14 protein-coding genes and 1 other RNA gene are annotated in these 13,452 nt (G+C 59.4%); all 15 read left to right on the forward strand.

Translation table 11 applies throughout. From position 1 onward, the window contains the following. The first annotated feature begins 10 nt into the window (after positions 1 to 10). Positions 11 to 1,399, forward strand: coding sequence for a P-type conjugative transfer protein TrbL (gene trbL / locus C5P05_RS16950; protein ID WP_114971022.1), 1,389 nt, complete (start codon positions 11 to 13; stop codon positions 1,397 to 1,399). Between the two features lie 11 nt (positions 1,400 to 1,410). After that, a complete protein-coding gene (trbF, locus tag C5P05_RS16955; RefSeq protein WP_114971023.1) occupies positions 1,411 to 2,115 on the forward strand; it encodes a conjugal transfer protein TrbF in 705 nt (234 codons plus the stop codon). Between the two features lie 50 nt (positions 2,116 to 2,165). Beyond that, positions 2,166 to 3,134, forward strand: a complete 969-nt coding sequence (gene trbG / locus C5P05_RS16960; RefSeq protein WP_420130759.1) for a P-type conjugative transfer protein TrbG — start codon at positions 2,166 to 2,168, stop codon at positions 3,132 to 3,134. Positions 3,135 to 3,136: 2 nt separating this feature from the next. Continuing rightward, positions 3,137 to 4,456 carry a TrbI/VirB10 family protein gene (locus C5P05_RS16965; RefSeq protein WP_114971025.1) on the forward strand — a complete coding sequence of 440 codons (1,320 nt, stop codon included), beginning with the start codon at positions 3,137 to 3,139 and terminating at the stop codon, positions 4,454 to 4,456. Next, positions 4,453 to 4,722, forward strand: a complete 270-nt coding sequence (locus C5P05_RS16970) for a DUF2274 domain-containing protein (RefSeq protein ID WP_114971026.1) — start codon at positions 4,453 to 4,455, stop codon at positions 4,720 to 4,722. The genes C5P05_RS16965 and C5P05_RS16970 overlap by 4 nt, the downstream gene beginning before the upstream one ends. 357 nt (positions 4,723 to 5,079) lie before the next feature. Further along, positions 5,080 to 5,802, forward strand: coding sequence for a bifunctional 2-polyprenyl-6-hydroxyphenol methylase/3-demethylubiquinol 3-O-methyltransferase UbiG (ubiG, locus tag C5P05_RS16975; RefSeq protein ID WP_114971027.1), 723 nt, complete (start codon positions 5,080 to 5,082; stop codon positions 5,800 to 5,802). 14 nt (positions 5,803 to 5,816) lie between these two features. Continuing rightward, complete coding sequence (locus tag C5P05_RS16980; protein ID WP_114971099.1) at positions 5,817 to 6,482, forward strand: HAD family hydrolase; 666 nt, start codon at positions 5,817 to 5,819, stop codon at positions 6,480 to 6,482. Between the two features lie 12 nt (positions 6,483 to 6,494). Continuing rightward, positions 6,495 to 6,881: a transfer-messenger RNA gene (ssrA, locus tag C5P05_RS16985) on the forward strand. A 77-nt stretch (positions 6,882 to 6,958) separates the two neighbouring features. Continuing rightward, a complete protein-coding gene (locus C5P05_RS16990; protein ID WP_114971028.1) occupies positions 6,959 to 7,999 on the forward strand; it encodes an adenosine deaminase in 1,041 nt (346 codons plus the stop codon). 108 nt (positions 8,000 to 8,107) lie between these two features. Next, positions 8,108 to 9,202: a BMP family ABC transporter substrate-binding protein gene (locus tag C5P05_RS16995; protein WP_114971029.1), complete on the forward strand. Its 1,095-nt coding sequence runs from the start codon at positions 8,108 to 8,110 to the stop codon at positions 9,200 to 9,202. A gap of 105 nt (positions 9,203 to 9,307) precedes the next feature. Next, positions 9,308 to 10,645, forward strand: a complete 1,338-nt coding sequence (gene guaD, locus C5P05_RS17000) for a guanine deaminase (protein WP_114971030.1) — start codon at positions 9,308 to 9,310, stop codon at positions 10,643 to 10,645. Between the two features lie 92 nt (positions 10,646 to 10,737). Next, positions 10,738 to 11,304 carry a dCTP deaminase gene (gene dcd / locus C5P05_RS17005; RefSeq protein ID WP_114971031.1) on the forward strand — a complete coding sequence of 189 codons (567 nt, stop codon included), beginning with the start codon at positions 10,738 to 10,740 and terminating at the stop codon, positions 11,302 to 11,304. A gap of 84 nt (positions 11,305 to 11,388) precedes the next feature. Next, complete coding sequence (locus C5P05_RS17010) at positions 11,389 to 12,639, forward strand: DnaB-like helicase C-terminal domain-containing protein (protein ID WP_114971032.1); 1,251 nt, start codon at positions 11,389 to 11,391, stop codon at positions 12,637 to 12,639. Positions 12,640 to 12,805: 166 nt separating this feature from the next. Beyond that, entirely contained in the window at positions 12,806 to 13,096 is a 291-nt protein-coding gene (locus C5P05_RS17015; RefSeq protein ID WP_114971033.1) for a nucleotidyltransferase family protein, read from the forward strand. Continuing rightward, the gene (locus C5P05_RS17020) at positions 13,093 to 13,452 is read left to right on the forward strand and encodes a DUF86 domain-containing protein (RefSeq protein ID WP_114971034.1); all 360 of its coding nucleotides are present in this window, start codon (positions 13,093 to 13,095) and stop codon (positions 13,450 to 13,452) included. Before C5P05_RS17015 ends, C5P05_RS17020 begins: the two co-directional genes overlap by 4 nt.

Here is a 13,452-nt window from a genome sequence, read left to right on the forward strand (position 1 = left end):
GGGGCTCGCCATGAACGACGTTTCCGTCATCGACCATTTCCTCAGCGTCTTCTCGCACTACATCGACTCTGGTTTCGGTTTGGTGCGAGGAGAGGTTGCTTTCTTGACGACCACGCTGGTGGTGATCGACATGACGCTGGCCGGACTGTTCTGGGCCATGAGCCATGCCAGCGGTGGCGGCGACGACATCATTGGCAAGCTCATCAAGAAGGTGCTGTATGTGGGCACCTTCGCCTACATCATCGGCAACTTCAATCTGCTTGCCGGCATCGTGTTCCGGTCCTTCGCGGGCTTGGGATTGGTGGCCTCGGGCTCGACCATCACCCAGGCCGAGTTCCTGCAGCCGGGGCGGCTGGCCAAGGTCGGCATCGACGCGGGTGCGCCGATCCTGAAGCAGATCGGTGACATGGCGGGCTTCCCCGAGGTGTTCGTGAACCTTGACGCGATCGTCGTTTTATTCCTGGCCTGGCTGGTGCTGATCGTGAGTTTCTTCGTGCTCGCGGTGCAGCTCTTCGTGACCTTGATCGAATTCAAGCTGACCACGCTTGCAGGCTTCGTACTCGTGCCGTTCGCACTGTGGAACAAGACCTCGTTTCTCGCTGAAAAAGTGTTGGGCAACGTGGTGTCGTCTGGCATCAAGGTGCTGGTGCTGGCGGTCATCGTCGGCATCGGAACAGGGTTGTTTGCCGAATTCCAGGTAACGCCGAATGAACCCTCCATCGACCACGCACTGACCATCATGCTGGCCGCACTGTCCATGCTGGGCCTGGGGATCTTCGGGCCAGGCATCGCGACCGGGCTGGTGTCTGGGGCACCGCAGTTGGGTGCAGGCGCCGTTGCCGGAACCGCGTTGGGTGTCGCGGGAGCAGCGGTCGCCGTGGGTGCTGCCGCTACCGGCGTGGGCGGCGCGGTGGCGGCCGGTGCGCGCATGGCGCCGGGTGCCGCAAAGATGGCCGCGAGCGGTGCCAGCTCGATGGCCTCGACCGCCAGCAGCGCGAAGTCCGCGTTCCAGGCCGGTTCTGCCGGTGCCGGTGGCGGGCTCAAGGGTGCGGCGGCAGGATTGGGCAACGTCGCCAAGACAGGTGCGCAATCGGTCGGGCAGAAGGTCGCCGCTGGAGCCAAGTCGATGAAGGACCGGGCTGCGGCGGCCATCAAGCCGGATGCCCCGGCATCCGGGGCTGGCGCTGGTGCCGGTTCAGCCAGTACAGCCAGTGGCCCGGCCATCCAAGGCGGCAACGATGCCGCGCCCGCCGATACCCAGCAACCCGCGTGGGCCAAGAGCCTGCACCGTCGCCAGCAGATCAGCCATGCCGCCTCGACCGTCGCCCACACGCTGCGCGGTGGGGACGGCGGCGGCTCGGGCAGTAGTCCCAGTCTGCGCGACCCCTCGGATTCATAAGGAGAACATCCATGCGATTCAAACGTTCATTGGTGCGCTATGCGGACACGCCGCAGCCTGCCACCCCGTACCAATCCGCCGAGCAGGTCTGGGATGACCGTATCGGTTCATCTCGCGTGCAAGCAAAGAACTGGCGGCTGATGGCCTTCGGTTGTTTGGTACTGGCTCTGCTGATGGCTGGCGGCCTGGTCTGGCGCTCTGCGCAGTCCATCGTCACACCCTTTGTGGTGGAGGTGGACAGTGGCGGGCAGGTGCGCGCTGTCGGCGAGGCCGCCACGCCGTACAAGCCGAACGATGCGCAGACGGCCCATCACCTGGGGCGCTTCGTCACGCTGGTGCGCTCACTGTCCATTGACCCCATCGTCGTGCGGCAGAACTGGCTCGACGCCTACGACTACACCACTGACCGTGGCGCGGCGGTGCTCAACGACTACGCACGCACCAACGATCCCTTTGCCCGCATCGGCAAAGAGTCGGTGACGGTGCAGATCACCAGCATCGTGCGCGCCAGCGATGCGTCGTTCAACGTGCGCTGGACCGAGCGCCGCTATGTCAACGGCGCAGCTGCTGGACTGGAGCGCTGGACCGCAGTTGTGTCTGTCGTCCTGCAAACGCCGCGCACCGAGGAACGGCTGCGCCGCAATCCTCTGGGCATCTACGTCAATGGGTTGTCGTGGAGCCGTGAACTCGATTCTTCCGAAGGAGCCAAACCATGAAACCGTCTTTGCGCATTTACGTATTTCTGTCTCTACTGGTCGCAACATCCATGACCCTCTCAGGCTGCGCCACGCAGGGCAAGCCGCCGCCGACCATCACGCTGGATGAGCCGGTTGCGGCGCAGCCGCTACCCGAGTTGCCCAAGCCCATCGAGGTCGTCGCGGTTCTGCAGCCCTTGCCATTGCCCGAGCAGTTGAAGCTGTTGCCGGATGAGTTGGAAGCCAAGACAGCACCTGAATCGGCCGACGAGAAGGTGCGCGTCACGCGGGCCAATCAGGAGGCCCGAATTGCGCCCACCCGTGAGGGCTACGTCAATGCGATCCAGGTTTGGCCGTACACCGATGGCGCCCTGTACCAGGTCTATGCCAGTCCGGGCCGAGTGACGGTCGTGTCGCTCCAACCAGGCGAGGAACTGGTGACGGTCGCCGCTGGCGATACCGTGCGCTGGATCGTGGGCGACACGTCCAGCGGCGCTGGGGCCAGTCTGCGTGTGAGCGTTCTGGTCAAGCCTACGCGCAGTGGCCTCAAAACCAATCTGGTTGTGACGACCAACCGGCGCACCTACCTGATTGAACTGACCTCGACAGAGAAAGCCTGGATGGCGTCCGTGTCCTGGGACTATCCAAAGGACCGCATGCTGGCCTTGCAGCGCCAGGCGCAGGCGGCACAGGCGGCACAGGTCGCCGCGCCGGTCGATGCAGGACTGTCGCTGGAGAAAATCCGGTTTCGCTATGCGATCACCGGCAGCAATCCACCGTGGAAGCCGCTACGCGCCTTCGACGATGGCGAGAAGGTCTATATCCAGTTCCCCGGTGGCATCGCGCAGGGCGAGTTGCCGCCGCTGTTCGTCATCGGCGCGCAGGGGGATGGACAGCTCGTGAACTACCGCTTCCGCTCGCCGTACTACATCGTGGACCGGCTGTTCGGCGCTGCCGAACTGCGCTTGGGCGCTGACAAAGGCGACGTGGTGCGGATCGAGCGCACGGATGGGATTGTGAGCGGGACGCGGAGGAACTGACCATGAGCCATTCGAACAATGCCCCTGATACCTCAGATTCCGCAGTGCCAGACGTGCCGCCCAAAGTGGCCCCAGAAAACGTGACGCTGCGCTCCCAGCCACGTCCAGTGACGCGCCTGAACCGGCGCATGCTGGCGGTCCTCGCTGGTGGGCTGGCGGCTACCGTACTTGGCGGCACTATCTGGTCGTTGCAATCAACGCAGCGCCGTGGCGCTGGCGACCAGAAGGAGTTATTCAACGTGGATCGCGTATCGCGCTCGGAAGGGCTTGATCGACTGCCAGCGGACTATTCCAAGCTGCCGCCGACTCTGCCGCCCGCAGTGCCGCAGCTTGGCGCGCCGCTGCCGGGCGACTTGGGCGGGCCGATCCACAAGGCCGAGCAACAGTCGCAGGGTTATGGCTATCAGCAGCCTGGCCATGATCCAGCCGAGGTTGAGCGCCTGGCGCGCTTGAAGCAGGCCGAAGAAGCGGCGGCTTCTTCGGTGTTCTTCCGTTCGGGTGGTCAAAAGGTGGCCGCTGCCGCGCAGCCGCAGGCCTTGCCTGTGGCCACGGCGTTGGCTGCGAATGCCGCCTTTGATCCGATGGCCGCTGGCCCGGCCTCGACAGCAGCACAGTCCGCCGATCCCACAACGGTACAGAACCGGCAGGACCAGAAGGAAGCGTTTCTGTCCAAAGCCGGTTCTACGGAAACCCGGAATTCCGGCTCCCTGCAAATGCCCGCATCGCCGTATCAAGTCATGGCCGGGACGGTCATCGCCGCTGCGCTGGTCACGGGCATCAAGTCCGACCTGCCGGGCGATGTGATCGCCACGGTGACGGAGCCGGTCTACGACACGGCCACTGGCAAGTACGTGCTGATCCCGCAGGGCTCGCGCCTGCTGGGCAAGTACAACAGCCAGGTGAGCTATGGGCAGAGCCGCGTGCAGGTGGTGTGGAGTCGGGTGATCCTGCCGGATACTTCCTCGTTCCAGCTCGACAAGCTGGTCGGCACCGATCCGGCGGGTTATGCGGGTCTGGAAGACGGGGTGGACTGGCACTGGGATCGCGTGTTCGCCGGTGCTGCGCTCACCACCTTGCTGGGCATCGGCGCCGAGCTGGCCGCACCGGAGAATCGCAATGGCGGCGATCGCGTGATCATCGCCGGACGCGACAGCCTGAAGGATTCTGTGAACCAGGTAGGCCAGGAGATGACCCGGCGCAATATGAACATGCAGCCGACGCTGACCGAGCGACCGGGTCTGCCGGTGCGCGTCATCGTTAATCGGGATCTGGTGCTGCGGCCTTACCAGCCACTTTTCTTTGTGCGTGGGGGATTGCGATGAGTACGCCTACAAAGAAGCTGAGACTCGGGCCGCTGCCATCCAGTACCAGCACCAAGCTGACCTTCACATGCCCGGCCAGCTTGAAGGCCGACCTCGACCACTATGCGGCGCTGCACGCCCAAGCCTACGGCGAAACAGTGGATGCGGCGACGTTGATTCCGCACATGCTGGAAGCGTTCATGGCTGGAGACCGGGGATTCAAGAAGAGGGACGCATCAAAGCCGACGTTGCAGAAGTCACCCCAGCGAGAAGCAACGCCTCCGTAGGCAAAGTCACAGCCAAGCACCCTTGAACGCGCAGTCTCCGAACTGCGCGTTCGCATTTTGGGGATCAGCCTTATGTATTGCTCGAATATGATTGCGGAGGAAGTGGCCGACGCCTGCATCTATGTTGCCCGCCCTGGCACGCCAAGACCCGCAACCGCAAGGCTCCTATGTGGCCCCCAGCCGGCAAACCTACAGCAGGCCAAAGTCCCCAGGAAATACCCTAAACTGTTGCTGTATATAGGGTTTTCGCGTCGTGTCCGCCATCAAAAAAGGCTTGACAGCGGACATTTTTTATTTCCGTCGATTTTGTACCGCCTGTCTTAGCAACGGGCTTTATGTTTTGCCGATAATCACCCCATGACCTCAACATTGAACGCTGATCCGGCCGAACTGGCTAAATTTTCTGACCTCGCTCACCGTTGGTGGGACATGAATGGTGAGTTTCGTCCACTGCATCAAATCAATCCCTTGCGGCTGGACTGGATCAACGGTATTTGCCCGGTGACAGGCCAGCAGATTCTTGACGTCGGTTGTGGCGGGGGTATTTTGGCGGACGCCATGGCGCGCCTGGGTGCCCATGTGACGGGTATTGATCTGTCCACCAAGGCGCTACGGGTAGCCCAGTTACACGCCCTTGAGGCGCAGACCCCGAATGTGCAATACCGTGAAGTCAGCGTCGAAGCCTTGGCCGTGCAGCAGCCTGGCGGCTTTGACGCAGTCACCTGCATGGAAATGCTGGAACATGTGCCAGACCCGGCCTCGGTGGTGCGGGCCTGCGCCGCATTGGTCAGGCCGGGTGGTTGGGTATTTTTTTCGACCCTCAACCGCAGCCCTAAATCGTTTTTGTTGGCCATTGTGGGCGCCGAGTACGTGCTCAATCTGCTACCGCGTGGAACGCATGAATATGCCAAGATGATCCGGCCCAGCGAGCTGGCCGGTTACTGCCGAGTCGCCGACCTTGATTTGCGGCACACGCGGGGCATGGAATACAACCCGCTCACCAAGCGTTACTGGTTGAGCGCGGACACCAGCGTCAACTACCTCTTTGCACTTCAAAAACCGGCGGATGCGGTCCTGTGAGCGGGGATTTCGATATGTTTACGGACGTGCAGGCCGTACTTTTCGATTTGGACGGCACCTTGATAGACAGCGCGCCAGACTTGGGTGCCGCTGCGGACAAAATGCGGGTGGATCGGGGCCTGCCTTCGTTGCCACCGGAGCGCTATCGTCCTATGGCTGGCGCAGGGGCGCGAGGGATGATTGGCGTGGCGTTCGGGCTGACGCCCGAGCACGCAGATTTTGCCGCTTTGCGCGAAGAATTCTTCACAAATTACGAACAATGCATGACGCAAAGCACCTACGTCTTTGAGGGTGTGCAGGAATTGATTGCCCATTTGGTGGCTGCTGACCTGCCCTGGGGCGTTGTGACCAATAAATCGGCTCGTTTTACCGATCCCCTGACGCGTGCCATGCCGCTGTTTGTGTCGGCCCGGACGGTGGTCAGTGGTGATACCACCCCCCACGCCAAGCCGCACCCCGAGCCCTTGTTTGAAGCGGCGCGGCGGCTCGCCGTTGCGCCGGCACACTGTGTCTATGTAGGGGACGACGAACGAGATATCGTGGCCGGCTTGGCTGCCGGCATGCGCACGGTGGCTGCCACCTATGGTTATCTCGGCCAAAAGGCTGATCCGCTCCAGTGGGGCGCACACGCCATCATTAATTCTCCGGGGGCCCTATTGCAATTGCTGGAGAAGGCCTAAAATAGCGGACATGGGGCTGCACTGGTTTCGACGTGGGTTCGGACGCGGTGTGGTGCATGTCGAGCTGAATGCGCTCGTAAAACAGATTCAAACAAACTAACTGCAAACGACGAACGTTTCGCACTCGCTGCTTAATTGCCAGTGAGCTTTACAACAGCAGGCCGATGGGCTGGGCAAGGGGTTTTTAGCGCAAGTTAGAGGCTCCCGGCTGTAAAGATAATTTTATCGGCTGGCTCCGGGCTGGGTACCTTAACCCGGGGCAAGAAAATAGGGTGCTGGCGTCCTGTGTAGCGTGTGGCTGCGCGACACAGGTGGCGAGACTCAAATCAGACCACTAAACATGTAGATCTGCCCGAACAAGGCTTGCGGACGGGGGTTCAAATCCCCCCAGCTCCACCATACCGCATGAAAAAGGCCTCCAAGTAGCGATACTCGGAGGCCTTTTTCTTTGCAAATTCCGATTAACAGGAGCGACCATGCTGAAAGTAAAACCCATCTCTGCCGACCGCTTGCCCGATCTGTTGCGACTCATGCCCAAGGCGGAGTTGCACATCCACATTGAGGGCTCGCTGGAGCCGGAGCTGATGTTTGCACTGGGGCAGCGCAACAGCGTGGCCATGGCCTATCCCGATGTGGAATCGCTGCGCAGCGCCTATGTGTTTGACAACCTGCAGGACTTCCTGGACATCTACCACGCTGGCACCCTGGTACTGCGCACTGAGCAGGATTTCTATGACATGACGCATGCGTATCTGGCCCGCGCGGCGGCAGACAATGTGGTTCATGCCGAGATCTTTTTCGATACCCAGACGCATACCGGCCACGGTTTAAGTACAGACATCGTCATCAACGGGCTGCACCGCGCCTGCGTCGATGCCCGTGCCGAATTTGGCATGAGCGCCTCGCTGATTCTGTGCTTTTTGCGTCACTTGAGCGAGGATGAGGCGTTTGAATGCCTGGAGCAAGCCCTGCCGCTGCGTGACAAGCTGGTTGGCGTCGGTCTGGCGTCGAGTGAAATGGGCCATCCGCCTGAGAAGTTTGCCCGGGTCTTTGCCCGCGCGCGCGAGTTGGGTCTGCGGTTGGTGGGCCATGCCGGCGAAGAGGGCCCGCCGGCTTACATCTGGAGTGCGCTGGATGTGCTCAAGGTCGAGCGCATTGATCATGGCGTGCAGGCCCTGAAAGACCCGGCGCTGATGGCGCGTCTGGCCAAGGACCGGATTCCGCTCACGGTTTGCCCGCTCTCGAATCTGAAGCTGCGTGTCTTCCCGACCCTGGCGGCACACAATCTGGGGCGCATGCTGGACGCAGGCATCGTGGCGACGGTCAACTCGGACGATCCGGCTTACTTCGGTGGCTACATCAACCAGAACTTCACCCAGACCTTCGCCGCCCTGGGTCTGACGGCCCAGCATGCCTATCAGCTGGCCCACAACAGTTTCGAGGCGAGTTTCATTGATGACACGCTGAGACGGCAGTACGTCGACCGATTGACGGCCACATTCGAGTCGTTCAACTGAGAGCGTTTCACTGACGGGCCGCAACCCGTGCCCCGTTAAAATCAGTCGCAAGGCCCGCTGCTCCGGCGGGCCTTGTTTTTATGTTTCGGAGCCATGTAGAGGACCACCATGTACAAAAACCTCGTAGCCGCGCTTGCGGCCGCCTGTTTTATTTCCCCCGTTTCTTCGCAAAATTCCTCGCCAGCCGTGACTGCCAAGGAGCCACTCAAAGTCGGCTTTGTGTACGTGGCGCCGCTGACCGATGCCGGCTGGGTGCGCCAGCATGACGAGGGCCGTCGGGCCGTTGAGGCGGCCTTGGGTGCCAGAGTCAAAACCACCTATGTCGAGAATGTGGCCGAAGGCGCTGATTCGGAGCGCGTGATTCGCGATCTCGCCGCCACCGGCCACCAACTGATCTTCACGCCCAGCTTCGGCTACATGGAGCCCACGCTCAAGGTGGCGCAGGAATTTCCCGACGTCAAATTCGAATCCATCACCGGTTACAAGACAGCGCCCAATGTGGCCGTGGCTAACGCGCGCTATTTTGAGGGTCGTTATCTGGCGGGCATCGCCGCCGGGCGCATGACGCACACGAATGTCGCCGGCTATGTGGCGGGTTTCCCCATTCCGGAAGTGCTGCAGGGCATCAATGCCTTTGCGCTCGGCATGCGTTCGGTCAATCCGAAGGCCGAGGTCAAAGTGGTCTGGCTCAATGTCTGGTTCGATCCGACGCGTGAGCGCGACGCCGCCATGACGCTGTTCAACCAAAACGTGGACGTGATTGCCTTTCACACCGGTTCATCGGCCGTGATGGTCGCGGCGCAGGAACGCGGCAAACTGGCCGTGGCCTACCACTCCGACATGCGAAAAATTGCACCTGACGCGCAGATCGTGGCCGTCACCCACCAATGGGGCCAGTACTACACGCAACGTGCGCAAGCCGTGCTGGATGGAAGCTGGAAGAGTGGTCACGTCTGGGGTGGTGTGCGTGAAGGCATGATTAAGGTCGATGGCTTTGGCTCCAAAGTGCCCAAGGCCGTGCAAGACGAGGTACTGGCGCGGCAAAAAGACATTGCCGCCGGCAAGTTGCACCCCTTCCACGCCGGACAAGCGGTGCTGGATAACGAAGGCCGGCAAGTGATTGCCAAAGGCCAGACCTTGATCGACGAACAGATTCTCAAGATGAACTGGCTGGTGCAAGGCGTGCAAGGCAAGTTGCCCTGATTTTTTACCTTCCTCCCGGCCTGAGTCGGGATGACACGGCGCGAATAGTGCTTATTCGGCACCTTGTATGCGCTTGATAGCGGCAAGCGGTTAAGCTCATTTCCCATGAAAGCTTACCGCGCCGCCATCCTTCGCTTCGCCCCTGGGCGTGAGCCGCGCCGCTCGGCCATTTTTGAGGAAGACGGCTTGCTGGTGGTGGGGCCAAACGCCACCGGCATGCAGGTGGTGCAAGCCGTGGGCCCGTATCGCGATCTGAAGGATACGTTCCCCAGTGTGGCGATAGAACACCTGCCGGGGCGCATTATCGCCCCCGGCTTTGTGGACATGCACATCCACTTCCCGCAGACGGATGTGATCGGCTCACCTGCCGACGGTTTGCTGCCGTGGCTGGAAAACTACACATTTCCTGAGGAAAAACGCTTCTCAGCCATCGAATACAGTGCGCAGGCTGCTACTTTTTTTGTAGCGGAATTGCTGCGCAATGGCGTCACCACGGCGCTGGCTTTTGCCACCTCGCACCGCGAGTCGGTCGACGCCCTGTTCACCGAGGCGCAGACCCAGCGCATGCGCCTGATCACCGGCCTGTGCCTGATGGACCGCAACGCCCCGGCTGATGTGCTTAATCGGGCCGCGCCCGACGGATCGTCGGATGCCACCGAACAGAGCCTGATCGATTCCGAGGACTTGCTGCGAAAGTGGCACGGCACGGGCCGTCTGGGTTACGCCATCACGCCGCGATTTGCGCCCAGTTGCAGTGACGCCCAGCTGCGCGGCGCGGGCGAGCTGGCCGCCAGATACCCCGAGGCGTGGATTCAGTCGCATGTGGCGGAAAACATGGATGAAATTGCCTGGGCGCGGCAGCTGTTTCCGGCCTCCCGGAGCTACCTAGCCACTTACGATGACTTCGGCTTGATGCGCGAGCGCGCCATCTACGCCCATTGCATTCATTTTGACGACGACGACCGCGCCCTGATGCGCGCTACCGGCGCGGCCGCCGCCGTCAGTCCCACCAGTAACCTGTTTCTGGGCAGTGGCTTTTTTGACTATGCGGGCGCGGACCGCGTCGGCTTCCACTACGGACTTGCCAGCGACGTGGGTGGGGGCACCAGTTTCAGTCCATTTCACACCATGCTGGCAGCCTATTACGTAGGACGCGAGGGGCAGACCAAACCGGGGCTGTCGTTGTCGCCGCAGCACCTGTGGTGGCAGCACACAGCGGGCGCGGCGCAGGCGCTGGGTCTGGATGGCCAGAACGGTCGTCCGGCGGTGGGCAATCTGCAGCCGGGTTGTGAAGCTGATTTTGTGGTCTTGAACCCGCAGGCCACGCCCTTGCTGGCGCGCCGAACGGCCCGTGCCAACAGCCTGGACGAACTGCTATTTGCGATGATCGTGCTGGGCGATGACCGGTTAATTGAAAAGACCGTTATTTCTCAAGCCTTTTAGGCCTCTAGCCCCCGTCTATATTGCGCAAGTAGCTATTTAATTGATAGCGTTTGTAGCGCTTACAATCTGGCCAACCCAGGAGTTCCGTTCCCATGACTATCAAAAGTGACAAATGGATTCGCCACATGGCCGAGACCACCGGCATGATCGAGCCCTTCGAGCCGCGCCAGGTGCGCGAGCGCGACGGCAACAAGATCATCAGTTATGGCACCAGCAGCTACGGCTATGACATTCGCTGCGCTCCCGAATTCAAGGTCTTTACCAACATTCACAGCACGGTGGTGGACCCGAAAAACTTCGACGAAAAGAGCTTTGTCGATTTCCACGGCGACAGCTGCATCATCCCGCCCAACAGCTTTGCCCTGGCCCGCACCATGGAGTACTTTCGCATTCCGCGCAACGTGTTGACCATCTGCCTGGGCAAAAGCACCTACGCCCGCTGCGGCATCATCGTCAACGTGACGCCGTTTGAGCCGGAATGGGAAGGTTATGTGACGCTGGAATTTTCGAACACCACGCCACTGCCCGCCAAGATCTATGCGGGCGAGGGGTGTGCGCAGGTGCTGTTCTTCGAGAGCGACGAGGTCTGCGAGACCTCGTACAAGGACCGCGGCGGCAAGTACCAGGGGCAGGTTGGGGTGACGTTGCCGAAGGCTTGAAAAAACGCAGTATGACCAAACCAGTCAACTGTTTCGTCTCGTATGCCCATGCAGACGAGGCCTTTGTCCAGTCATTTTTGAAACATGCCAGCCTTGCTGGAACGCGACGGTACGCTTTGTGTTTGGCATGACCGTAAGATCCCCGCCGGTCAATCGCTGGATGATTCCATTGATCAGAACCTGCGAGACGCTGAAATTGTGCTTTTTTTCATAAGCGCTGATTTCTTGGCCTCTGAATATTGCGTTGGTATTGAGCTCAAGAAGGCTCTTGAAAGTCATGCGCTGGGTCTTATCAGCGTGGTTCCGATAATCGTTCGACCATGTGATTGGATTCGGTCACCCCTTGGGAAATTGATGGCGCTTCCACAAGATGCCAAAGCTGTTGCAAGTTGGCCAAGTCAAGACGACGCATGGACTGATGTCATCAAGGGGTTGGTTCGTGTTCTTGTGGGTTTGCCAAAAATTGCAGGCGAGCAAGCAGATCTGCACGTTACTGGACTTGATGAGGGAATAGTTGCTGAATTGGATAGGTTGGTGGAAAGGACCGATTCGGCGTACACGACCGCGGGGCTGCCAACTGGTTTGCATGAGTTAGATATGCTGACTGACGGGTTTGCAGTTGGTGATTTGGTGGTCGTTTCATCTGCCTCAAATATTGACCGGTTTGACTTGGCGCTCACGTTCTCGCGGCATTCCGCAGTAATTGAGCGTTTGCCAGTTCTTATTTTTACGCCAGAACCGACAGATTCTGTATTCAGGCGTCTGATTGCCCAAGTTGGAAGAATTTCGCCGGAAAGTATAAAACGTGGGTGCTTAACTGATGAAGAGTGGCCGAGACTGACGGAGTCGGTTGAGATGCTTCGCGAAGGTGTCGTTGATATCGTTGATTCGTTTGATGCGACGCTGCCTCAAGTTGAGAAAGCGATGCGGGAGTTTTCGTCGAAATACGGTGTAATTGGCATATGCATTGTTGACTGCCTTGATCAGTTGCGCGGCACCGACTTTCGGGAGAAACTGAAAGGATTGAAAAAATTGGCGAGGGACCACAAAACGGTTGTGCTTGCTACTCATTCACTGTTTAAAGACCCGCTGCTCAAAATTGACCCTCGACCTGTTATCTCGGAGTTGTATCTGAATGCGGATTTACAAGAATTGCTTGATTGGGTCATTTTTATCCATGTAGATTCGCTTTGGAAAATGGATGACGAGGCCAACGCTGAATTGATCCTTCGAGGGAAGTACAACAGGCTCGTCACCACGATAAATGTGATGTACGACCGTCGTGTTCGTTCCTTTGGAAATGTGATTAAGCACAAGAAAGACATTGTTGAGTGAGTTTATTTTGGCCAAAACTTCAAAATCAACCTCGGATAGTTCCAGATAAATTGCAAACAATAACGGGACTGCCGGGGCACTTTGACAATGGCAGTCCCTGTAATCGTCAGCCAAAGAAAATTGAAGTCCCAGTCCGTTTAGCACCCGTCGTAAACTCGCCATCAACATGAAACCTTCTGTACTTCTGAACAAATACCGCCACCAAGTGCGCGACATCGCGCTGCGCCATCGGGTGGCCAGTGTGAAGGTATTTGGTTCGGTGCTGCATGGCGAGGACACAGACGGCAGTGATCTGGATTTGCTGGTAGAGCCCACGTCGCAGACCACAATGTTTGACATTGGTGGCATCCAGTTCGAGGTGTCCGAGTTGCTGGGTATCCATGTTGATGTGTTAACGCCCCGCGCATTGCCCGAGTCGTTTAGGGCTCAAGTGCTAGCGGAGGCTAGGCCACTATGAACAAGGCCCTGCGTGTGCAGGATTATCTGGGGCACATTCTCCAGGCTATAGACCGCATTGATGGATTTTCAGCTGGTTTGAACGAAGTCAGTTTCATGGCTGACCTCAAGACGCAGGATGCGGTGATCCGTAACCTGGAAGTGATCGGCGAGGCCTGTAGCAATATTCGAAAGTTGGCCCCTGCGTTTACCAAGGCTCATCCCGAAGTGCCGTGGGGCAGCGCGATAGGCAATCGCAATGCGCTGTCGCACGGGTACTTCTCTGTTGATCTCAGTTTGATTTGGGCAACGATGCAGAACGATTTGCCTGCTCTTAAGGCGTCCGTGGAACGTCTCGATGGGCAGGACGGTAGGTGA

Origin of the sequence: Rhodoferax ferrireducens, from assembly GCF_003347515.1 — a bacterium.
In the GTDB taxonomy this organism is placed as follows: Bacteria; Pseudomonadota; Gammaproteobacteria; order Burkholderiales; family Burkholderiaceae_C; genus Rhodoferax.